The 23,189-nt window shown below is 56.9% G+C and carries 21 protein-coding genes; 19 read left to right on the plus strand and 2 right to left on the minus strand.

Annotated features, from left to right (window positions below; all coding sequences use genetic code 11):
- Positions 1 to 49 precede the first annotated feature (49 nt).
- The 16 genes from E4J93_RS04290 to hflX all read left to right on the plus strand — a co-directional run bounded on the left by E4J93_RS04290 (position 50) and on the right by hflX (position 20,209).
- Positions 50 to 2,332 carry a polyribonucleotide nucleotidyltransferase gene (locus tag E4J93_RS04290; protein ID WP_147588241.1) on the plus strand — a complete coding sequence of 761 codons (2,283 nt, stop codon included), beginning with the start codon at positions 50 to 52 and terminating at the stop codon, positions 2,330 to 2,332.
- Positions 2,333 to 2,589: 257 nt separating this feature from the next.
- A complete protein-coding gene (locus E4J93_RS04295; RefSeq protein WP_147588242.1) occupies positions 2,590 to 4,266 on the plus strand; it encodes a ribonuclease J in 1,677 nt (558 codons plus the stop codon).
- Position 4,267: 1 nt separating this feature from the next.
- Positions 4,268 to 6,946: a DNA translocase FtsK gene (locus tag E4J93_RS04300; protein ID WP_147588243.1), complete on the plus strand. Its 2,679-nt coding sequence runs from the start codon at positions 4,268 to 4,270 to the stop codon at positions 6,944 to 6,946.
- Entirely contained in the window at positions 6,946 to 8,304 is a 1,359-nt protein-coding gene (locus tag E4J93_RS04305) for a RodZ family helix-turn-helix domain-containing protein (protein ID WP_147588244.1), read from the plus strand. Before E4J93_RS04300 ends, E4J93_RS04305 begins: the two co-directional genes overlap by 1 nt.
- 18 nt (positions 8,305 to 8,322) lie before the next feature.
- Positions 8,323 to 8,820, plus strand: a complete 498-nt coding sequence (locus E4J93_RS04310; protein ID WP_147588245.1) for a YajQ family cyclic di-GMP-binding protein — start codon at positions 8,323 to 8,325, stop codon at positions 8,818 to 8,820.
- Between the two features lie 9 nt (positions 8,821 to 8,829).
- Entirely contained in the window at positions 8,830 to 10,167 is a 1,338-nt protein-coding gene (gene rimO / locus E4J93_RS04315) for a 30S ribosomal protein S12 methylthiotransferase RimO (protein ID WP_147588246.1), read from the plus strand.
- Between the two features lie 6 nt (positions 10,168 to 10,173).
- A complete protein-coding gene (gene pgsA, locus E4J93_RS04320) occupies positions 10,174 to 10,788 on the plus strand; it encodes a CDP-diacylglycerol--glycerol-3-phosphate 3-phosphatidyltransferase (protein ID WP_147588247.1) in 615 nt (204 codons plus the stop codon).
- Positions 10,789 to 10,790: 2 nt separating this feature from the next.
- Positions 10,791 to 11,285 carry a CinA family protein gene (locus E4J93_RS04325; protein WP_147588248.1) on the plus strand — a complete coding sequence of 165 codons (495 nt, stop codon included), beginning with the start codon at positions 10,791 to 10,793 and terminating at the stop codon, positions 11,283 to 11,285.
- Between the two features lie 203 nt (positions 11,286 to 11,488).
- Positions 11,489 to 12,616: a recombinase RecA gene (recA, locus tag E4J93_RS04330; RefSeq protein WP_147588249.1), complete on the plus strand. Its 1,128-nt coding sequence runs from the start codon at positions 11,489 to 11,491 to the stop codon at positions 12,614 to 12,616.
- 128 nt (positions 12,617 to 12,744) lie between these two features.
- Positions 12,745 to 13,299, plus strand: a complete 555-nt coding sequence (locus tag E4J93_RS04335; RefSeq protein WP_187231603.1) for a regulatory protein RecX — start codon at positions 12,745 to 12,747, stop codon at positions 13,297 to 13,299.
- 282 nt (positions 13,300 to 13,581) lie between these two features.
- Positions 13,582 to 15,132, plus strand: coding sequence for a ribonuclease Y (gene rny, locus E4J93_RS04340; protein WP_147588251.1), 1,551 nt, complete (start codon positions 13,582 to 13,584; stop codon positions 15,130 to 15,132).
- Positions 15,133 to 15,134: 2 nt separating this feature from the next.
- Positions 15,135 to 16,223: an ATP-binding protein gene (locus tag E4J93_RS04345; protein WP_147588252.1), complete on the plus strand. Its 1,089-nt coding sequence runs from the start codon at positions 15,135 to 15,137 to the stop codon at positions 16,221 to 16,223.
- Positions 16,224 to 16,302: 79 nt separating this feature from the next.
- Complete coding sequence (locus tag E4J93_RS04350; RefSeq protein WP_147588253.1) at positions 16,303 to 16,623, plus strand: stage V sporulation protein S; 321 nt, start codon at positions 16,303 to 16,305, stop codon at positions 16,621 to 16,623.
- Between the two features lies 1 nt (position 16,624).
- Complete coding sequence (gene miaB / locus E4J93_RS04355) at positions 16,625 to 17,983, plus strand: tRNA (N6-isopentenyl adenosine(37)-C2)-methylthiotransferase MiaB (protein WP_147588254.1); 1,359 nt, start codon at positions 16,625 to 16,627, stop codon at positions 17,981 to 17,983.
- Positions 17,983 to 18,909, plus strand: a complete 927-nt coding sequence (gene miaA, locus E4J93_RS04360; RefSeq protein WP_147588255.1) for a tRNA (adenosine(37)-N6)-dimethylallyltransferase MiaA — start codon at positions 17,983 to 17,985, stop codon at positions 18,907 to 18,909. The genes miaB and miaA overlap by 1 nt, the downstream gene beginning before the upstream one ends.
- The gene (gene hflX, locus E4J93_RS04365; RefSeq protein ID WP_147588256.1) at positions 18,902 to 20,209 is read left to right on the plus strand and encodes a GTPase HflX; all 1,308 of its coding nucleotides are present in this window, start codon (positions 18,902 to 18,904) and stop codon (positions 20,207 to 20,209) included. The genes miaA and hflX overlap by 8 nt, the downstream gene beginning before the upstream one ends.
- Here the strand turns inward: hflX and E4J93_RS04370 are convergent.
- Positions 20,181 to 20,954: a heparan-alpha-glucosaminide N-acetyltransferase gene (locus tag E4J93_RS04370; protein ID WP_255431915.1), complete on the minus strand. Its 774-nt coding sequence runs from the start codon at positions 20,952 to 20,954 to the stop codon at positions 20,181 to 20,183. The two genes, hflX and E4J93_RS04370, sit on opposite strands and share 29 nt — an antisense overlap.
- Before the next feature lie 10 nt (positions 20,955 to 20,964).
- A complete protein-coding gene (gene lexA / locus E4J93_RS04375; RefSeq protein ID WP_147588257.1) occupies positions 20,965 to 21,603 on the minus strand; it encodes a transcriptional repressor LexA in 639 nt (212 codons plus the stop codon).
- 154 nt (positions 21,604 to 21,757) lie between these two features.
- Here lexA and E4J93_RS04380 point away from each other — a divergent pair, with 154 nt between their 5' ends.
- From E4J93_RS04380 to dut, 3 genes are all read left to right on the plus strand, one after another.
- Positions 21,758 to 22,168: a LysM peptidoglycan-binding domain-containing protein gene (locus tag E4J93_RS04380; RefSeq protein ID WP_187231604.1), complete on the plus strand. Its 411-nt coding sequence runs from the start codon at positions 21,758 to 21,760 to the stop codon at positions 22,166 to 22,168.
- 70 nt (positions 22,169 to 22,238) lie between these two features.
- Positions 22,239 to 22,682: a transcriptional regulator NrdR gene (gene nrdR, locus E4J93_RS04385; RefSeq protein WP_147588259.1), complete on the plus strand. Its 444-nt coding sequence runs from the start codon at positions 22,239 to 22,241 to the stop codon at positions 22,680 to 22,682.
- A 5-nt stretch (positions 22,683 to 22,687) separates the two neighbouring features.
- Positions 22,688 to 23,131 (plus strand): dUTP diphosphatase, encoded by a 444-nt coding sequence (gene dut / locus E4J93_RS04390; protein WP_147588260.1) that lies wholly within the window; start codon positions 22,688 to 22,690, stop codon positions 23,129 to 23,131.
- Positions 23,132 to 23,189 lie beyond the last annotated feature (58 nt).

Here is a 23,189-nt window from a genome sequence, read left to right on the forward strand (position 1 = left end):
CACGAAGCTGCCCGTGCGCAATGTGGCGTACGGAGATGAAAGAGGAACAATGACTCTCGTATCCAAAACCTTCGAACTCTACGGCAAGACGTATGTCTTCGAGTGCGGCGAGCTTGCGCGCCAGGCTACCGGCGCCGCCCTCGTCAAGCAGGGCGACTCGACCGTCTTGAACACGGTCGTCGTCTCCAAGGAGCGTAAGAACTATGACTTCTTCCCGCTCACCGTCGACTTCAACGAGAAGATGTACGCGGCCGGTCGTATCCCCGGTGGCTATCTCAAGCGCGAGGGCCGTCCTTCCGAGAAGGCCACTCTCACCGCGCGCATGATCGACCGTCCCATTCGTCCGAGCTTCCCGGACGGCTTCCGCAACGAGGTGCAGGTCGTCGCGACCCCGCTCGTGGCCGACCAGGCCAACCCTGTCGACGTTATCTGCGTTATGGGCGCATCGCTTGCTATGACCATCGGCGGCGTGCCCTTCGAGGGCCCGCTTGCGTGCGTGCGCATCGGTCGCAACAAGGAGACCGGCGAGTTCGTCGTCAATCCCACGTACGAGGAGCGCGAGAACTCCGATCTCGACCTCGAGCTTGCGGGTACCCGGGACTTCATCTCCATGGTCGAAGCCGGCGCCGACGAGATCTCTGAGGCGGACATGCTCGAGGCCATGATGTTTGGCCAGGAGGCCATCGGCGCCTTCTGCGACGCCCAGCTCGAGTTCGTCGAGGAGTGGGAGCGCGTCAACGGTCCGATCGTCAAGCGCGAGTACCCGCTGGACGAGCCGGTCGAGGAGGTGCACGATCGTATCTTCGCCCACTACGACGAGATGGCCGCCGCTCTGCGCGACGCCGACAAGCTCTCCCGTATGGGCAAGGTCGACGAGCTGAAGGAGGCCATCAAGGCCGAGTTCTCCGAGGATGAGCAGCTGCTGTGGGAGCGCGAGATCCCCGTTAACCTCAAGAAGCTCGAGAAGAAGGCTATGCGCGACATGGTCGTCGAGACCGGCGAGCGCGTCGACGGCCGTGCCGCCGATGAGATTCGCCCCATCATGGTGAAGGATAACTACCTGCCTCTGGTCCACGGCTCCGGCCTGTTCCAGCGCGGCCAGACCCAGGTTCTCTCCGTGCTCTCCCTGGGCATGCTCAACGAGGGACAGCGCCTCGACACCATCGAGCCCGTCGATGGCAAGCGCTATATGCACCACTACAACTTCCCGCCGTTCTGCACCGGCGAGTGCGGCCGCATGGGCTCCCCGAAGCGCCGCGAGATCGGCCATGGCAACCTGGCCGAGCGCGCCATCCTGCCCGTCCTGCCGGACGAGAACGACTTCCCCTACGCCATCCGCGTCGTCTCCGAGGTCATGGAGTCCAACGGTTCTTCCTCCATGGCATCCACCTGCGGTTCCACCCTCGCCCTTATGGACGGCGGCGTGCCCATCAAGCGCCCCGTCTCCGGTATCGCCATGGGCCTTATCCAGGAGAACGGCAAGACCGTCGTCCTCTCCGACATCCAGGGTCTCGAGGACTTCCTCGGCGACATGGACTTCAAGGTGACCGGTACCGAGCGCGGCATCACCGCGCTCCAGATGGATAACAAGGCCACCGGCCTCACCTTCGACATCCTGCGCACCGCTCTCGAGCAGGCCAAGACCGGCCGTGCATTCATCCTCGACAAGATGCTCGAGGTCATTCCCGAGTCCCGTAAGGAGACCCGTCCCTCTGCGCCGCGCATCGTCTCCATTACCGTTCCCGTCGATAAGATCCGCGAGGTCATCGGCTCCGGCGGCAAGGTTATTCGCGGCATTCAGGATGAGACCGGCGCCTCCGTCGATATTCAGGAGGACGGTACCGTCTACGTCGGCGGCACCGGCGACTCCGTCGAGCAGGCCGTCGAGCGCATCCAGCTCATCATCAAGGTTCCGGAGCCGGGCGAGGAGTACACAGGCCGCGTCGTCTCCATCCAGCCTTTCGGTGCTTTCGTGTCCCTGCTGCCGGGCAAGGACGGTCTGCTGCACATCTCCCGTGTCGCACAGGGTCGCGTGGATAAGGTCGAGGACGTGCTCAATGTCGGCGACGAGGTGAAGGTACGCGTGCTCGAGGTTGACGAGCGCGGTAAGATTTCTCTCGACCGCATCGACAAGCCCGAGGCGCCGGCGGGCTCCGGTGATGAGTCCGGCGAGCGTCGCGAGCGTTCCGATCGCCCTCGCCGTGCTTCGCGCGATAACGGTGCCCGTGGTTTCGACCGCCCCAATCGAGAGCGCCGCGATCGCGGTGACCGCCCCCGTCGCTCTCCCGGCGACAATGGCGGCCGCGCCCCGCGTCGTCATCACGAGGGCTAGTCGCTAGTTCGAGCGATTGCTTACTTGAAGACCCCGCGCTTCATGCGCGGGGTCTTTTTCTTGTATTGCGTGCTTGCGCCGCCCCCTTGCGGTCGCGCGGTTCGTCACACGTGTTGTTTTACTGCATGATGTATAGAGTGGGTTAAAACTACCCAACTCTTGGTAGGATGTAGAAACATACGTTTCATTTAGACGTGCTCGGCGCGTGGCGCCGTACCATATCGTATTCATGTAAGACGAAAGGATTGTTTGACTATATGGCTACAACTAAAAAGAACGCTGCGCCGCTGAAGGTAATCCCCCTCGGCGGTCTTGATGGTATTGGCAAGAATATGACCGTCATCGAGTGCGGTCCCGACATGGTGCTGGTCGATGCCGGCCTCATGTTCCCCGACGACTCGCAGCCCGGCATCGACCTCGTGCTTCCGGACTACACGTACGTGCTCGAAAACGAGGATAAGCTCCGTGGCATCATCATCACGCACGGTCACGAGGACCATACGGGATCCTTGCCGTATCTGCTTCAGGACCTTAACAACAAAGTCCCGATTTTCTCCTCTAAGCTCACGCTCGGTTTCATCGAGGGAAAGCTCTCCGAGTTCCGCATTCGCGCGCCAAAGTTCCGAGAGGTGAAGAGCGGCAGTACGGTTACCCTTGGCTGCATCAACGTGAGCTTCTTCTCCATGACGCACTCCATTCCCGGTGCTCTCGGCATCTTTGTGAAGACGCCGCAGGGTACCGTCATGCACACTGGTGACTTCAAGCTCGATCAGACGCCCATCGACGGCGTTACCCCCGATTACGCCGCCATCACCAAGTTCGGTAAGATGGGTGTCGACCTTCTGCTTTCCGACTCCACGAATGCCGTTGTCCCCGGCTTCACGAAATCCGAGGCAGAGGTCGGTCCGCAGCTGTACGAGGCCATCAAGAACGCCGAGGGGCGCGTGTTCGTTGCCTCGTTCTCAAGCCATATCCACCGTTTGCAGCAAATCTGCGATGCCGCAAAGGCCTGTGGCCGCAAGATCGTGGTTACCGGGCGTTCGATGCTTACCAACACTCGCGTCGCTCGCGAACTCGGCTACCTTAAGATCGATGAGAAGGACCTTGTCGACGCATATGAGCTCAATGGTATTCCCGAGAACAAGGTCGTCGTCATGTGCACCGGTTCGCAAGGCGAGCCCCTGTCCGCGCTTTCTCGTATGGCGAACGGCGAGCACAAGACGCTGTCCATCCATGATGGCGATACGGTCATCATCTCGGCTACGCCGGTTCCGGGTAACGAGAAGGCCGTCCAGCAGGTTGTGAACAGCCTGGCCAAGCTTGGTTGCGACGTGTACGACAAGCATCGCTGCCTGGTCCACGTGTCCGGTCACGGAAGCCAGGAGGAGCTCAAGCTCATGCTCGCCATGGCTCGTCCGAAGTACTTCATGCCGGTTCACGGCGAGGCCGTGCATCTGCGCGCCCATGCTAAGCTCGGCGAGAAGATGGGCGTTCCGCACGACCATATTTTCATCATGGATAACGGCGATTCGCTCGAGATGCGCGAGGGCAAGGTGAAGCGCGGTCGTTCCGTTGAGAGCGGCGTCGTCTACGTGGACGGTCTGCGTATCGGCGATACCGATCCCATCGTCCTGCGCGACCGTCAGAAACTTGCCAACGATGGCATGGTGACCGTGGTTGCCACCATGTCGCCCAAGCGCAAGAAGATCGAGGCCATCGAGCTGTCCGGTCGCGGTGTCTCGTTCACCATCGATGATGAGTTCTCGTCCGCTGCGACGGATTCGATTCTCAAGATGATCGACAAGGGCTCGTTCAACTTCACCAGCAGCGGCACAGACGCTCTGCGTAAGGCGGTGCGCGATTCGCTGTCCAACTTCATTTGGAATCGTACACATACGCGACCGATGATCATTCCGGTTGTGATGGAGGTCTAGCGTGGCTCGAAGCGGGAACTCGGCCAACGACAATGCAACGACGAAGGTTGTTCGCGGGAAGCGCGCCAATAAGGCCGCTGCCGCGGCCGATCTTCGTGCCAATGAGAACGTGCTCGACGAATTCGACGACGTCGAGCCGCTTCTCGATTCCGGCGTTTATCGCGATGTTATCGGCGTGGTCTTGGGCGTGATAGCCGTCGCATCGTTCATCGCGGTTATCTCGCCTGCTTCCGCGCCCGTTACGGCTGCTGTCGCCAACTTCTTCCATCTTGGATTCGGCTTGGGGGCGTATGTGTTGCCGTTGGCGCTTCTCGCCGTGTCGGCCCTCATGTTCCTGCGCGATTCCTCTCCGGTCTCGCTGCGTACGTGGTCCGGCCTGGCTCTTATCTTCGTGGCTGCGTGTACCATCTTGTCGCTCCTAGTGCCCGGGTCGGACATGGGCACGGACGTTATGTTCGAGCCCGCTCGACTTTCGGTTTCGGGCGGCTATCTGGGCGCCACGATCGCTGCCGCCCTGCAAAACGCTCTCGGTAAGACCATCGCGTTGGTTTTCGCTTTCGGTCTGGTTCTGCTCGGCATGGTCATCATCGGCTTTTCGGTAAGCTCGGTGGTCCGCGGTGCAGCGGACAAGGCCGAGGAGTTCGCCCGGAAGCGCCGCGTCGATGTGAACGATAACCCGTGGGGTGGCGATTTTAGCCCCGATACCATATCGGCCGATGATGAATCGGGAGACATCAAGGGCCGCAATAATGATCAAGAGAGCCTCTTCGATACCGAAGGCCGGGGTACCTATCTCGGTTCTCGCTCCACCGCCGTGCTCCTCGATGACGACGAGGCGGATTCCGATACCGCCTCTCCGTTCGTCGATGTACCCGATGAGTGCACGCATACGGATGTGACAAACATCCTGCGTCCGCTCAAGGAGAAGCTTGGTCGAAAGAAGGCGAAGCGCGCTTCGGCGAAAGAACGAGAAGAAGCTCCCGAAGTTGCCGATGCAGCGGAAACTACGTTGCTGCCGGTTTCGGCAGACCAGGATGCTACAACCGTCCTTTCCGCTTCTCCTGTTCCCACCGACGCCGGCGGCCAGGTCGTTATTCCCGAGTTCCTCCGTCCTAAATCCGAGGGCTCTTCGTCCGACGACGAGGTCCAGGCAACTCCCGCCACCAGCGCGAGCGGAGATGCTGATGATCGCAAGCTCCCTCCCGTCTCGATGCTTCGCCGCAATGCTGTCAAGGCTGCTGGGAGCTATTCTCATCAGGAGCTCGAGCAGACTGCAGGTGCGCTTCAGTCGACCTTGGCCGAGTTCGGCTTGCATTCACGTGTGGTGGGCTGGATTTCCGGTCCCACGGTTACCACGTTCAAGGTGCAGCCCGGCGAAGGCGAGCGCGTCAGTCGCATCTCCAACCTCGAGGATGATATCGCCTTGTCGCTGGCTACCGATTCCGTCCGCATCTTCGCGCCGATTCCCGGTACGTCGCTCGTTGGTATCGAGATTCCCAACAAGAGCCGTGAGAACGTTTCGTTTGGCGATATCCTTCCCTATGTGAAGGGCGGTCCGCTCGAGTTCGCGCTCGGTCGCGATGCGGAGGGCACCCCGATGGTCGCCGACCTTGCCAAGATGCCGCACCTGCTCATCGCGGGTACGACGGGTTCGGGTAAATCGGTGGTCATCAGCTCTATCCTCATGTCGTTGCTCATGCGTACGTTCCCTGAGGATGTCCGCCTCATCATGATCGATCCGAAGCGCGTCGAGTTCGCTCCCTACGATGGCTTGCCCCATCTCTACGTTCCCGTTGTCACCGAGCCCAAGCAGGCGGCGAGTGCCTTGCAGTGGGCCGTCTCGGAAATGGAACGTCGCTTGAAGATTTTCGAGCGCATCGGTGTGCGCAAGATCTCGACATTCAATGAGAAGCAGGCTGCGGGCGAATTCGATCACTACGACAACCCGCCTGCCAAGATGCCGTATCTCGTCATCGTCATCGACGAGCTTTCGGACCTCATGATGGTTGCGGGCAAGGACGTCGAGGCTTCGATCGTTCGCATCGCTCAGCTTGGCCGAGCAGCCGGTATCCATATGATCGTGGCGACGCAGCGCCCGAGCTCCAATGTCGTCACGGGTCTGATCAAGGCGAACATCACGAACCGTATCGGACTCACCGTAGCGACCGGCATCGATTCTCGCGTCATTCTCGATCAAACGGGTGCGGAGAAGCTCTTGGGCCAGGGTGACATGCTGTTCAGTCGTGTGGATTGGGGCAAGCCTAAGCGCATCCAGGGCTGTTTCGTTTCCGACGAGGAGATCGTTGACGTCGTGTCTTTCGTCAAGGAGCAGTCGACCGCCGATTACCATGAGGAGATTCTTTCTGCGGTAACGCCCGCTGCCATCGGCGGCGGGGCCACGGCGAGCATGGCCGAGGCCCAGGAAGATGACCCGTTGCTCTGGGATGCCGCGCGTATCGTCGTCGATTCCCAGCTCGGCTCTACATCGGGATTGCAGCGCCGTCTCAAGGTTGGCTATGCGCGTGCCGGCCGCATTATGGATATGCTCGAAGAGAAGGGCATCGTGGGTCCTCCGGATGGCTCGAAGCCGCGCGAGGTCTTGCTCGATGCCGAGTCGTTAGCCGAACTGGAGGCTCTTGAAGCCCAGATGGCTGAAGAAGATGGGTTTGGAGGGTTGTGATGTCTTCGCGATTTGGAGCCATGCTGCAGAATCGGCGCCGCGAACTCGGCATGTCGATTCAGCAGGTTTCGAACGAGATCAAGCTGAGGCCGCAGACGATCGAATACTTCGAGCTCGGCAGGCTCGACGCGATGCCACCTCGTGGATATGCTACGGGCATGATTTCCAGCTACGCTCGTTATCTCGGCCTCAATCCTCGCGAGGTCATCGATGCGTATTACGATGAACTCGAGCTATACGAGCGCGTGAACAACACCGGTGCCGGTCGCTTTCTCGATAGCGTGGCAGAGGCGAGCCCGCACAGCGATAACGCCGCTGGTCGGTTTTATATGGTCAACAGCGTTCCGAATTCCCGTTATGCGCAGCGTCCTCCCCAGGCTGGTTACGTTTCGGAATCGACGTCGCTACATGAGCCCGCACCTGTTTCCTCGCTGCGTGCCGAGCGTCCTCCACATCGACTTCGCTATGGACAGCAGCGCTCCCTGCCCGCTTCCTCGGCCGAGCGCCGGAGTGCGAATTCGCTACAGCGTCGCGATCGTTTTGCCGATCGCGATCGTTCGGCCAGCGCGGGACGTCGACCGTATCCAGCGGGCTATCCTGCCGGCGGTTTCGCTCGAAGCCAGGGTCCATCGCGCCCGATGCCGTTGCCTGGTGATCAGCGTTCCGGTCGTACCGCTTACGGCGCTTCGTCCCGCCGTCGACCCGTTCCCGCTCCCTCCGGTCCCGATCCTCGTCTGATGGCTGCGGCCGCCCTCGTCGTCTTGATCTTGCTTGCCTTGTTGGCGCTCTTCGCGTTCAGGTCTTGCGGATCGCAGCCGTCGAACTCCGATATGCAGGCCCAACAGGCGCCGTCGACATCCTCGGTCTCCGCTGAATCTGATTCCGAGGACGACCTCTTCGATGACGAGCCCGCCGATCCCCAGCCTTCTGCAGCCGATCTAGATCCCCAGGATTCCCCGGTCCCTCATTCGGACGACTCCCAGACGGGGGAGACCACGGTTACGATTAGTATCGCTAAAGGAAAGACGTCCTGGGTCGAGGTCAAACTTGACGGCAAATACGTTTACTCGGATACACCCGTCGGTCCTTTCGAGCAGGAGTATACCGTGGGAAGCAGCATCGAGATCACCGTGGACAATCCCGCCGATGTCGTTATTCGGAAGAATGGCGAGAAGATTCGCTATGACAGTAAGAGCTCGGGCGTCGGTCGCGTTACACTTAACGCTCCCGCTCAGCCCGATCCGGCAACGGTGGACGAGACGGCTGATGCCTCCGATAAAGATGCTCGGCGCACGGACAACTCCACCGTGCAAGGCAACACTCAATCCGGCGCCACTTCGGACGGCGTCGCTCGTTAACAACAAGGAGAGATGAACATGGCTAAAGATTCCAGCTTCGACGTGGTTTCTCAGGTCGATATGCAGGAGGTCGACAACGCGTACCAGCAGACGGCTCGCGAGCTCACGCAGCGCTACGATCTGAAGGATTCGGGTGCCACGATCGACCTATCGAAGGCGGACAAGCTCTTTACCATCAACGCCCCAGCGGATTTCGTCGCCCGCCAGGTAAACGACATCCTCAATAGCAAGCTCATCAAACGCGGTATCGATTTGAAGGCGATTTCTTGGGATGCTCCCCAAGCCGCTTCGGGCGGCACGGTTCGCGTGCTCGGCCGTATCGTCGAGGGTATCGACCAGCCGACGGCGAAGAAGATCAACAAGGACGTTAAGGACCGCAAGCTCAAGGTCAAGGTGACCATCGAAGCTGATAAGCTGCGCGTTTCCTCTGCTTCTAAGGATGCCTTGCAGGAGGTCATCGCTTTCCTGCGTGACCAGGATTACGGTCAGCCGCTCCAATTCACGAACTATCGATAAGGGAATTCCATGGCATTTGGCTCTATTTTATATGTGACGCTCGGCTGCGCGAAGAACGAGGTCGATACCGACCGCATGCGATCGCTTCTCACGGCGGCTTCTTACTCCGAGGCCGCCTCGGTCGACGAGGCCGATCTGGTCATCATCAATACGTGCTCGTTCCTGGCCTCCGCGACGTCTGAGAGCATCGAGACGACGCTGGCGCTTGCCAACGAGGTCCACGACGGCGTGCGCTCCGTTCCTATCGTTATGTGCGGCTGCGTCCCTTCCCGTTACGGTGACGACCTCCCTGACGAGCTTCCGGAGGTCGCCGCCTTCGTTCGTGCGGATGAAGAGGATGGCATCGTCCGCGTGTGCGACTCCGTACTCGGCATCGAGCGCAGCGAGCCCGCGTTCCTACCGTCTGTAAAGCGCACCGTCGAGGGCGCGGTAGCGTATGTAAAGATTTCCGACGGCTGCAACCGTTTCTGCAGCTTCTGCGCGATTCCCTATATTCGCGGTCGATACCATTCCCGTACCGCCGACCGTATTATCGCCGAGGCGAAGGAGCTGGTAGCGGGTGGTGTCCGGGAAATCGTGCTCATCGGTCAAGATACCGGCATCTGGGGTAGCGATTTCAAGGGTGAGGTCGAAGGGCCTAAAAACCTGGCGCAGCTTCTCGTGGCTCTTGCCGAGGAGCTGCGACCCGAGCACGTATGGATACGCGTGCTCTACCTGCAGCCAGAGGGCATGACCGACGAGCTCATTACTGTCATCCGCGATACCCCCGAGGTTCTGCCCTATATCGACATTCCCGTCCAGCATTGCTCTGCGCGTGTGCTCAAAGCTATGAACCGCAGCGGATCGGAAGAGGAGCTTGACGAACTTTTCGAGCGCCTGCGTGACGAGATACCCTCCATGGTCATCCGCACCACGAGCCTCGTTGGCTTCCCCGGGGAAACCGACGATGAGGCCCAGCGCATGCTGTCCTTCATGGATCGCAACGGTTTCGATTACACGAGCGTATTCTCCTATTCGCCTGAAGACGGCACTCGTGCTGCCCGCATGGACGGTCAGGTGGAAGAAGAGATCAAGCTCCAGCGCACGCAGGCCGCAATAGATCTTGCGGAATCGCTCGGCTTCGCCGCCACGGCCTCCCATGTGGGCGAGGTCGCTGAAGTTATCGTCGATGGTGTCGAGGAGACCGAAGACGGTCTCGAGTTGATCGGCCACGCATGGTTCCAGGCACCCGATAGCGACGGCGCCGTTCATCTCGACGTCGACGAAGCATGCGTCGGCGATATCCTGAAGGTGGAGTTTACCGATAGCTTCTGCTACGAGCTCATCGGTCATGTCGTTGAGGAGTAACCATCTATGGCAGTGAACAACAAGGGGCAGGAGATCACGAGCATCTGGACGCCCGCGAATATCGTGACGTGTGTTCGCATTGCGTTCATTCCGTTCTTCATGATTTTGAGCGAGCTCGCCTTCGCTCATGTTTCCACCGGCATGGCATGGGGAGCCTTCGTCATCTACTTCGTGCTGAGTCTTACCGATAAGGTGGATGGCGACCTGGCTCGAAAGCGCGGCGAGGTAACCGACTTTGGTAAATTCCTCGATCCGATCGCCGATAAGCTCCTTGTCTTCGCTGCACTGCTCATCCTGCTCGAGCACCAGTACGTCGGCGTCTGGGCCGTCTTCATTATTATGTTCCGTGAGTTCCTGGTGAGCGCATTGCGCATGGTTGCGAGTGCGAGCGGCGAGGTTATTGCCGCCGATCAGCTTGGCAAGGCCAAGACGGCGGTAACCATGCTGTCGCTTTGCGGCTATCTTCTTTATATCGCCCTTAGTATCGGCGGTGCCGTAGCCCCGGTCGTCGAGATGCTCGGCACCGTCTCCTGGGCCCTCATGATTGCTGCGGTCGTCCTTACCGTCATATCGGGCCTTCAGTATTTCTGGAATGCTCGCCATATCGTCTTTCGCGTATAGCCATGGCCGATAACGAGCTTTTTGAACTAGCTTGTCGCCTCGTTCAGCTTTGTTGCGATCGCGGGGTCACCGTTGCCACGGCGGAGTCGCTTACCGCAGGCATGGTATCCTCCGCGATCGCCGATGTTCCTGGCGCTTCCGCCGTCTTGCGCGGCGGCGCCGTTACATATTGCGACGAAGTCAAGCATGCGGTATTAGGGGTATCCGCTGAGACCCTCGAACGCTTTTCGGCCGTCTCGGCAGACACGGCTCGTGAGATGTGCCTCGGCGCTCGTTCTCTATTCGGTACCGATATGGCGGTCAGCCTCACGGGATATGCCGGGCCTGCAGGGGGGACCGACGCCGATCCTGCCGGAACCGTCTATATCGGTCTTTCGAGCCCGTCTCAGATTCGGGTGCATCGTTTCGGCTTTGAAGGGAATCGCAACGATGTCCGCCGGGCCGCGTCGATTCAGGCGCTGCGGCTTCTTATCGACGAGCTTGTGGATTCCGAGTGAATCTCTGCGCTACGATTGTTACTTTTACGTGCGCCCCGCCATACGTGAGCTGGTGTTGTAAGCGTTATTCGTATTTCACTTTCTCCGCAGTTAGACCCAATAATTCGACTGGGTTGAGCGCTCCTCTATAGTTGAATCACGATGCTTGCAACGAACAGCTGTTCGTTGTACCATCAAACAACAATTGTATTGGAGGAAGCTATATGGCTAAAAGTTCAGGTCCTGCGCGTACCATCCACGAGCGCACTACGGGTGAAGCACGCGATAAGATGATCGAATCCACTACGGCGGAGATCGAGAAGAAGTTTGGTAAGGGCGCAATCATGAAGTTCGGAGACGGGGGCCCCGAGCTTGAAGTGGAGGCAATACCAACCGGTGCTTTGTCTTTGGACGCAGCCCTCGGCATTGGCGGCGTTCCGCGCGGGCGCATCGTTGAAATCTATGGCCCCGAGTCATCTGGCAAGACAACGCTTTCGCTTGAGATTCTCGCGGAAGCTCAGGCCATGGGCGGCGTCGTTGCCTTCATCGATGCCGAGCACGCGTTGGACCCCACCTATGCAGCTCGTATCGGCGTCGATATCGATGAGGTTTTGATTTCCCAGCCTGACACGGGTGAGCAGGCACTTGAAATCTGCGATATGCTCGTGCGTTCCGGAGCCATCGATGTTATCGTTGTCGACTCCGTAGCCGCGCTCGTTCCGCGTGCGGAGATCGAAGGCGAGATCGGCGAGTCTTCCGTAGGTCTTCAGGCTCGCCTTATGAGTCAGGCCCTTCGAAAGCTTGCCGGCTCGCTTGCAAAGTCTAAAACGACCTGCATCTTCATCAACCAGCTTCGTGAAAAAATCGGCGTTATGTTTGGCAACCCCGAGACTACTACCGGCGGCCGCGCGCTGAAGTTCTTCTCGAGTGTTCGCATCGATATCCGTCGCATCGACTCAATCAAGCTGAAAGATGAGATCGTTGGTAACCGCGTGCGGTGTAAGGTTGTAAAAAACAAGGTCGCCGCTCCCTTCCGGACCGCGGAGTTCGACATTATGTACGGTACCGGTATCTCCAAAGAGGGATCTATTATCGATATGGGCGTCGATTACGGTATCGTGCGCAAGGCAGGTGCTTGGTATACCTATCCGTGCGGTGACGAGGTTGAGCGTCTCGGCCAGGGCCGTGAGGCCGCAAAGGAATGCCTGCGGTCCCATCCCGACCTTCGTGATGAAATCGAGCACAAGGTACGTGTTGCCTGCGGCCTTGATTTCGAAGATGAGGCCACGGGTCTTGCGGTTGATCTTGGTGATGATGCCTCCGCGCTCGGTGTGGATTCCCTTAACGTCTAATGTGTCCCCCAATCGTTGAAGTTGTTGGCCTGGCCGTTTGTTATCCCGATCAGATTGCCAGGCCGGCTTCCGGTCTCTCTCGCATGCGGCCGCGCGCAGAAATAAATCTTTCGCTTTCAGACGGGGGAGTGAAGGCCATTCCGCTTGCCGTCCGCGCCGCGCGGGCGCTTGATATCGACGCTGTGCAGCTTCCTGCTTCCCTTGTCTCTGTTCAAGCTTATATAGCTGACGTAGAGACCAAGGCGTGCTATGCGTGCCTGCTCGACATGCTGTCGCGTCGCGACTATGCGATCGAAGAGGCACGAACGAAGCTGATTTCGCTGGGGTTTAGCGCAGATGCATCCCACGCTGCGGTGGCAAAGGCAGTCGATTTCCGTTTCTTAGATGACCGAAGATTTGCTGCGTATTACATAGAGGAACGAAAGCGCAGGGGCTGGGGGAGGCGTCGCATCGAAGCCGAGCTTCGTCATAAGGGTATCTCGATATCTGATATTCCTGGGTATCCGGACTCGTATTTTGATGAGGACGACGATGCCCAGCGTGCAGCATCTCTTCTCGAACGTAAGCGCATACCGGAATCCCGCGCCTACGAAAAACTCATCCGCTTTTTATTGGGTAAGGGGTTTGACTATTCAACCGCTTCCCGTGCCGTAAGGACTCGTCTGGAAGAAGAATATCGATAATCTCCCTTTATGCATAGCGCCTCCTGTATACAGGATTTGATGATTTCTAAGCTTCTATATACAGGTCTATACAAGCCATTCGCCTGATGTTCGATTGACAGAACCATTACGAGCACGTACGATTAAACAGTCATTTGCTATGTGATGCACGCTCATCCTCTGATGAGATTGATATTGTATATATTCATTATTCTGGGTGGCCTGAATACATGCCAAATGTCCCGCATAGACACATAGTGTCGATGCGGTTTTCTGCACTAATTCCATAAAAGGAGCTTAAGCATGGAGATTGTTGTTGGCATTGTATGCCTGATGGCGGGCGCCGGCGGAGCCGTTCTCGCCATGCGCAACGCCAAAGCAGGCAGCATCCGCGAAGCAGAGAGCAAGATCCAGTCTGCTCATGCGGAGGCGGAGAACGTCATGGGCGAAGCGCGTCGTGCAGCCGAAACCCTGAAGAAGGAGGCACTGCTCGAGGCAAAGGAAGAGATCATCCAGAACAAGCAGGCTGCGGAAGCCGAGGAGAAGCAGCGCAAAAAAGAGCTTCGAGTCCTTGAGAATCGCGTTATGCAGCGTGAGGAATCCCTTGATCGCCGCAATGAAGCGCTGGACAAGCGTGAGCACCAGCTGTCGAGCCAGCAGGGTCAGATTGAAAAGAAGAGCCGCGAGCTTAACGAGCTCTATGATAAGCAGACCAGCGAACTTGAGCGCATTGCCGAGCTGACTCGCGATGATGCTCACAAGGAGCTGCTCGACAAGGTGCGTTCCGAAGTGACTCATGAGTCGGCCGCCATCATTCGCGAATCCGAGCAGCGTGTAAAGGCTGAATGCCATAAGACCGCACAGGAGATCGTTTCCCTCGCTATTCAGCGCTGTGCTGCCGACCACACGGCTGAGGTCACCGTTACCTCCGTCCACATTCCCTCTGATGACCTGAAGGGTCGCATCATTGGCCGCGAGGGTCGCAACATCCGCACATTCGAACAGGTTTCCGGTGTCAACCTTGTTATCGATGACACTCCCGAGACGGTCGTTCTCTCCAGCTTTGACCCCGTGCGTCGCGAGACGGCCCGCGTTGCCCTTGAGAATCTTATAGCCGATGGCCGTATTCATCCGGCTCGTATCGAAGAGATGTACCACAAGGCGTCCGACTTGGTTCAGGAGCGCGTGCGTGAGGCCGGCGAACAGGCTACGTTCGACACGGGCATTCACGACCTTCATCCCGAGCTCGTGAAGACCCTTGGCTCTCTTCGTTATCGCACGTCCTTTGGCCAGAACGTCTTGCGCCACTCGATCGAGGTCGCTGAGCTTTGCGGCATCATGGCTTCCGAGCTCGGCGTCGACTCGCGCATCGCCAAGCGCGCCGGCCTTCTTCATGATCTTGGCAAGGCGATCGATCATGAGGTTGAAGGTCCGCATGCCGTAATCGGTGCCGATCTGGCTCGCCGCTACGGAGAGAAGCCCGTCATCGTCCATGCCATCGAAGCCCATCACGGCGACGTCGACCCCAACACCGTTCTTGCTGTTCTTGTTCAGGCTGCCGATGCCATTTCTGCTTCTCGTCCCGGCGCACGTCGTGAATCGGCTGAGAACTACATCAAGCGTCTTGAAAAGCTCGAGGAAATCGCCAACTCTCACGAGGGCGTTGAGCGCACATACGCCATGCAGGCCGGTCGTGAGGTCCATGTTATGGTGCAGCCCGACAAGATCTCCGATGCGGAATCAACCGTTCTCGCTCATGATATCGCGCAGCAGATCGAGGAAGAGATGGAATATCCCGGTCAGGTTCGAGTCGTCGTGATTCGCGAGAGCCGTGCTGTGGGAATCGCTAAATAGCCATGAGTGACGCAAACGAGCTTATATCCTTTATCGCTTCGATGTCGGGAGAGGGCAATCTGCGTGTCGAGGAGAACCTCGGCGAAGGCTATGTTCGTCTGCGCGTTTCAGAGGCCGAGCGACGTCAGGCAAAGCACGACATCCAGCATACCGAGGACATCGTCATCGAGATGCTCCGCAATGCTCGTGATGCCGGCGCCAGCTCCATCTATGTGGCAACCCAGAAAGAGGAGGGTGTTCGGACCCTCCTCTTTCTTGATGACGGCTCCGGTGTTCCCGAGGACATGCAGTGCCGTATCTTCGATGCGCGCGTTACGTCGAAACTAGAAACCATGAAGATGGATCGCTGGGGCGTGCATGGGCGTGGCATGGCATTGTTTTCAATCAAGCAAAATGCCCGCACTGCTGAAGTCGTCACCTCTGATCTTGGCAGGGGGTCGGTCTTCCGTGTCGTCGTTGACAACTCGGTCCTCAAGGAGCGAGCCGACCAATCAACGTGGCCGCAGGCTTCGAAAAACGATGACGGGCTGTTTACCTGCGTACGTGGTCCCCATAACATCATTCGTACAGCCTGTGAGTTCGCACTCGAGGAGCTGCATGGGTGCGACGTCTACTTGGGGTCGCCTACCGAGATCGCTTCCACTTTGTACAATCATGCCTCCCATAGCCTCGACGCATCGCGTTTACTGTTTTTTGATGACGAGCGTGAGCTTCCGATTGTCGAGCGCCTTGGTTATGCCGCCGATGCTCCCGACTTCATCCGGATTGCTTCCAGCCTGGGTATCGATATTTCCGAGCGAACAGCCCATCGAATCTTAGCCGGCTCTATCGGGCCGCTTCGTAGCGTTACCGCCCGTCTTCTCCGCGAGCGTCTCGATCCGTCTGAGCGTGCACCCAAGGAAATCGACCTCGAGCGAGATCGCCGTGGCTTGAAGATTAGCAAGGATGACTTGTCGCGATTCTCGCGAGCTGTCGAACGCGATTTCAACGATCTTGCCGAGAGCTACTACCTCAACCTTACCGGCGAGCCGAGGATACGCGTCGGTAAAGATCGCATCACCGTAACCTTCGAGCTAGCGAAAGAAGAGTAGTCTCACCAACTTATCGCGCACACAGTTTGCTAAAGTTATTTCATACTTTAAACGTACCGTATTTGCAGGAGAAATATAGATGGAATTCCTGAAGGTCTCGAGCAAATCGTCTCCGGCTTCCGTCGCCGGTGCGATTGCTGGAATGGTTAAAGATGGTGTTCCCGTTACCATTCAGTGTGTGGGAGCCGGCGCTGTGAATCAGGCTATTAAGGCCGTTGCCATTGCTCGCGGGTTTCTTATTCCAACCGGTTTCGACATTTCCTGTGCTCCTATTTTTTCGGATATTGTTATTAATGGCGAGTCCCGCACCGCCATTCGACTGACGGTGTTCGTGCATCATCTATCGGCGCAGTATCCAGATATGCCCCATAATCCCTACGATGTACAGCAGGTTTCCTAATATGACTCTCTCTGTTCTTTCTGGTAAGACATATTTCATCCGCACCTTCGGTTGCCAGATGAATCTTCACGATTCCGAGCGTGTGAGCGGACTTCTAGATTCTTATGGGTGCCTGGAGGTTGCCGAGCCCGCAGATGCCGACATCGTCATCTTTATGACGTGTTGCGTGCGCGAAGCGGCCGACACCCGTCTCTACGGCCAGTGCTCTTCTTGCAAGAGCCTGCCCGTTGCGCCGCATGGTAAGCGTGTGATTGCGGTCGGCGGTTGCATTGCCCAGCGTGACGGCGAAGGTCTTCTCACCAATCTCGATAACGTCGATGTTATCTTTGGTACGCATTCCATCGCGCATGTTGGCGAGTTGATTGCAGATGCCCTGCAATCGGGTGGTCATCATGTACGCTGTGAGGAACACGAGGATTCGGATGCCACGAGCATGCCATGGCATCGTGCTACTTCGTATCATTCCTGGGTTCCGATCATGACGGGTTGTAATAATTTTTGCAGCTACTGCATCGTGCCGTATGTTCGCGGCCGCGAAAAGAGCCGTCCGTTCGATGAAATCGTTGACGAGGTTACCAGCCTTGTTCGATACGGTGTTCGCGAAGTAACGCTGCTTGGACAGAATGTTAACTCGTATGGGCGCGACCTGTTCGGGGCCCCGCGCTTCGCAGACCTGCTCAGGGCGGTTGGCGATACCGGCATCGAGCGTATCCGGTTCACCTCTTCGCATCCTAAAGACCTGCTTCCTGAAACTATCGAGGCAATGGCCGAGGTTCCGGCCGTCATGCCGCACCTTCATCTTGCCGTTCAATCTGGTTCTTCTCGAGTTCTTAAGGAGATGAATCGTCGCTATACCCGTGAAGACTACCTGTCTCTCGTCGATGCGGTGCGGTCCAAAATTCCCAATATCGCCTTGACTACCGACATCATCGTTGGTTTCCCCGGCGAGACCGAAGATGATTTTCTTGAGACCCTCAGCCTTGCGCGTGAGGTCGGCTACGCGCAGGCCTTCACCTTTATCTACTCCAAGCGCAAGGGTACGCCTGCTGCGGAAATCGATGACCCGACTCCACATGAGGTCATTCTTGATCGTTTCAACCGCCTCGTTAAGGTTATCGAGGACGGCGCTTTTGCTTACAACTCCGAGTTCAACGGCTCCGTTGTACCTGTTCTTATCGAGGGTACTTCCAAGAAGGACGCTACGGTGCTTCAGGGTAAGAGCCCGTGGAATCAAACGGTCCACGCTCCTGTCCCTACGGGCGTCGATCCTCTGACGTTGGTTGGTCGCATGGTCGATGTTCGTATCGATACAACGAAGACCTGGTATCTTTCCGGTTCGATTGAGAGCGATTTTCGGTAATGCTGCCCGTTCTGTCGATTTCTGGCCCAACTGCATCGGGTAAGAGCGCGCTTGCCGATGAAGTGGCGCTCCGTCTCAACACCGATGTCATCTCCGTTGATGCCATGCAGGTGTATCGCGGCATGGATATCGGAACGGCCAAAACTCCGGTTGCTGATCGGCGCGTCCCCTTGCAGATGATCGATGTCGCCGATCCAGATGAGCCGTACTCGGTCGCTTTGTTCCAGCGCGATGCCCGCAAGCTTATCGATGATCGACTCGCATCAGGGCACATTCCCATTCTGTGCGGTGGAACGGGGCTCTATATTCAAGCCGTTCTTGAAGAGATGCGATTCCCCCAGGGCGAGGTCGACGATGAGCGACGCACTCGTTATAACGCCTTGGCTGAACAGCTGGGAGCAGATGGTTTATACAGCCTGCTAGAACAGCGTGATCCTCGTAGCGCTGCTGCTATTCATCCGAATAATGTGCGTCGCGTTGTGCGCGCGCTTGAGATGGCAGACGAAGGAGTCTCGTACGCTGACCAACGGGCAGGTTTCGCCCATCCATCCGAACACTATCCCTCGCTGCGCTTTGCGCTTACGATGGACCGCTCTCGCCTGTACCGTCGAATCGATGCGCGCGTTGACCTTATGATCGAGGCAGGTCTTGTCGACGAAGTGTCTCGCCTTCTTGACCAAGGGATGGGGGATGCGCTTACTTCACGACAGGCTATCGGCTATAAAGAGGTCATCGACGCATTGGAAGGGCGCTTGACTATCGATGAGGCCGTGGAGCTCATCAAGCTCAGGTCACGGCGTTACGCTAAACGACAGCTTTCCTGGTGTCGTCGGGACCCCAAGATTCAATGGATTGACATGGATGCCCTTTCTATCGAACAGGCAGCCGGATTCATAATCGAACAACTGGAGCGTTTTGGTGGCTAAGGGTGATTTGATTTCTACGGAAAGAACGGCGGAGCGAGCGCTGCTGCTCGGCATCGATAGACGAGATAGTCCGTGGCCGGTCGAGCGCTCGCTACAGGAGCTTGAACGCCTCGCTGACACCGCTGGAGCCCAAACGGTTGCACGCCTCACGCAGCGTTTGGAAAAGCCCATTCCTAAGTCATATATCGGCTCGGGTAAAGTCGAGGAACTGAAGGGGATGGTTGCAAGGCTTGATATCGATGTTGTCATTTTTGATGACGACCTTACGCCCTCACAGCAGAGCTATCTTGAAAAAGCCGTTGGGTCACCGGTAAAGATTATTGATCGGACCGCTCTTATTCTCGATATATTCGGACTGCATGCCCGCACGAGAGAAGGCCGGCTGCAAGTCCAGCTCGCTCAGCTTCAGTATTTGCTGCCGCGACTGCGCGGCATGTGGACACATCTTGCTAAAGAGCAGACGCGCGGCGGCATCGGTAGCCGTTTCGGGCAAGGCGAAAGCCAGCTTGAAATCGATCGGCGCCTTATCCGCGGTAAGATATCGAATCTGCGTAAGCAGCTGAAAGATATCGAGCGGCGCCGCGTCGTTCAGTCGAAAGAACGCTGCAGCTCGGAGGTGTATCGCGTCGCTCTCGCAGGCTATACGAATGCTGGTAAATCTTCGTTGCTCAACATGCTTACCGGGGCATCCGTCCTCGCTCAAGATAAATTGTTTGCAACGCTTGATCCGACAACACGTTCCTATGCGTTACCAGGCGGACGTGTGGTCACCATCACCGATACGGTTGGATTCATCCAGAAATTGCCACACGGCCTCGTTGAATCGTTTAAGTCAACGCTGACCGAAGTGCTCGAGTCTGCTTTGATCGTAAAGGTGGTGGATACGTCCGATGAGGATTGGGAGCGTCAGCTGAGCGCCGTGGACCAAGTGTTAAACGAAATCGGGGCGGGTAACAAGAAAACCCTGGTTGTATTGAATAAGATCGATCTTTTGGAACCGAGCTATAAACGCATATTGACCGATCGATATCCAGGCTGCATTCCTTTTTCCTCCGTTACGGGCGAAGGATTAACGCGACTGCTTGATCACCTCAGCGAAGAGGCGACCGCATCCGATCAACTGATCGATGCTATGCTGCCCTACGCGGAAGGCAGTCTATTAACTCTGGCTCATACCTCAGGAATGGTACTTGAAGAACGATTTCTTGATGAGTGTGTCCATCTTGTTGCCCGCATCCCCAAGGCGTATGCATCGCGATTTGAACCTTTTATTAGATCGCAGGATGGGTTGCAAGGGTAAATAGAAGCAGAAGCAGCGGTTGATGCACAAGGTATACAGCAAGGCTGTGTGAGCCGAGCCATGTCACTATGGGCAAATGCCAGCGATACATCCCTGCCGGATATAAATCTCCCTGCGCATGCGCATTACTCCATGCTCGAGCAAACGAGGCTCCCGCGATATAGAGGAAGGTATAGGGGATTATTGGATAATAATCACCGGAGTAGAATCTTTCAGAAGGGAAACCGAGCCACTCTAAACCCGATATTGAATAGATGGTATCGGGGATGTGTTTCAGGAGTAGGAATAGTCCGAGTGCGAGGAAACCCACTGGCAATGGTTCGCGGCTGCAGATAGCAGGCTTGAGTGCGATATAGGCAAGAGTGCTCGCTGCCATGCAGAATATGATTCCAAAGGAGATAGGGGAGTCAACCGAGGCGACACTCGTTACGATATAAATTGCGATCGAGGCCACGGCGTACTGCGCGGCACGCTTGATATTGGAGCGTGAATGAATGGTCATCCATCCTGCAAGCAGAAGAAACGACCAGCTTATGCTTGAGCGCCAGATGTCTTGAAACGGTCCACAGGTAAACCAGGGTAGGGGAATATCGTATAGATACGCCGCGTCATATGCGGCATGAAAGCACATCATCGAGATAAGCAGCAGTCCCCTAAACGTATCAAAAGCCTTGATGCGTTTAGGACCGTGCTCGCTTGGTGACGATTCAGCAGCAACGGGGGCATGGGGTTTGCGTGGCGTCATTAAGCGAATCCTACAGCCTGCGCATCAATGCTACGACTTTTCCCAGGATGGTGGGATTCGTTGCATAGATGGGCTCCATCGCATCATTCTCGGGTTGGAGGCGTACGCGGCCGCATTCCTTGTAAAACGTTTTAACGGTAGCGCTCCCGTCGATCATTGCAACGACGATTTCGCCATTCATGGCGTTCGGTTGCTCGCGAACCACGATGTAGTCACCATTATAAATGCCTGCGTTGATCATCGAATCGCCGTGGACCTCAAGAATAAACGAACAAGAGTCCGTCGCGATTTCCGTGGGCAGCGTGAACGTGTCCTCTACATTCTGTTCAGCCAGAATGGGAATACCAGCCGCCACGCGACCGACGAGGGGCAGTGAGACCGTGCCACGAGAGGGGTTTTCTTCGACATGAGCAAGCTTGGCCGAAGACCCGTCCTCGTTAAACAATTCGAGCGCGCGCGGCTTCGTGGCATCACGCTTGATCAGCCCGTGTTCCTCAAGCGCATTGAGATGGGCGTGAACGGTGGAAGGCGATGAAAGGCCAACGGCCGCGGCCATCTCTCGTACGCTGGGAGGATACCCCTTCTCCTGCTGATAGCTGCGGATAAAGTCGTAGATCTGCTGCTGGCGCTTCGTGATCTTGCGTGCCATGGCCTCCTCCGTTCCCCAAACAAATGTTCGATTCCCTATTGACCGGAACAACTGTTCGAAGATAATGGTATACGAACACTCGTTCCGTGTCCAGACTTCATGTCCGCTTGACGCGCTATAAGTATTCATGTACGAATTCACGAGAGGAGCAAAGATGAATGGTTGGAATGCAGTGGATGGCAGCTTGGCTATGGCCCTCGAGGCCACGCGCCCGTATGATGGGTCGCGTCGTTTCGTTGTAGTACGGGGCGGAACCGTCGCCGCGCCTTCGAAGGCAACTCCGGTTCGCTATGCATACATTGTGTTCGCGCTAGCGCTTTCCCTGCTCCTAGTCGTAGTTGGGCTCAACGCTTATAAGTCTTATAGCGCATATCGTGCATTAACCCAGGCGCCTCTTGTTTCCATTGACGTGCAACAGGGAGAAACACTTTGGGATATCGCACGAACCCATGGTATCGAGGGTGTCCCCGTAACTCAACTCATGGAAGCGATCAAGGAATGGAACAATATGGATGTCGCGCAGCTCGACGTCGGCCAGAAGCTTTTGGTGCCTCAAGGCGTTTAGATGTTTTGAGGGGGCCTTCTTTCATTCAGTGGTAACCTTATGCAGTACCAGCGGATGAAAGGGGGCATCCATGCGTTGCCCAAAATGCGGTGCTGCCGATACCAGGGTTATTGATTCCCGCATGCAGGAGGCGGCAAATGCAACAAAACGCCGACGTGAGTGCAAATCGTGCGGCTATCGTTTCACCACCTTTGAGCGGTGCGAGGATCAGATTGAAGTTGTTAAGAGCAACGGTTCGACGCAGCCATTCGATCGCAACAAGTTGCTCGTTGGTCTAATGCGAGCAACTTCTAAGCGCGATATAGACCTCCCGCAGCTTAATGCGCTAATCGACGATATTGAAAGCGAGCTTCGCCAAAGCACGCGCACCGCTGTTAGCTCTCATGAAATCGGCGATATGGTGCTTAAGCGCCTGCAGGTAATTGACAAGGTCGCATATATTCGATTCGCATCGGTTTATCGCGATTTCAAAGATGTCGATGAATTTATTCAAGAACTCAATAAATTGAGGTGAGATTTGTGAGTGCCATTACCGTGCCCATCAAGCGTCTTGACCCTGAAGCCGTGATTCCGTCATATGCATATGCGGGTGATGCAGGGCTCGATCTACGGGCCCTGGAGACCCTCGTTCTCAAACCCTTCGAACGAGTGCTCATCCCAACCGGCCTTGCCATCGCTATACCTGAAGGCTATGCCGGGTTTGTTCAGCCACGCTCTGGACTTGCCCTCAAACGCGGGTTGTCGATTGTAAACACCCCTGGACTCATCGACTCCCATTATCGAGGCGAGCTTAAGATCATCGCTATCAACCTTGATCCCGTGAACGACATTCAAATCGAGAAGGGTGAGCGAATCGCTCAGCTTGTTATCCAGGAGGTTCCTGTCGTAACGTTGACCGTGGTCGATGAGCTCGATGCAACTGATCGCGGCGCTGGTGGATTCGGTTCAAGCGGAACGTGCTAGCCGATGAGCGGCTCTCATCTATCCGCTCGAGCATGATCCTTAGTTTGGTATCGCCCGG

Origin of the sequence: Collinsella sp. BA40, assembly GCF_008014645.1 — a bacterium.
Taxonomy (GTDB): Bacteria; Actinomycetota; Coriobacteriia; order Coriobacteriales; family Coriobacteriaceae; genus Collinsella.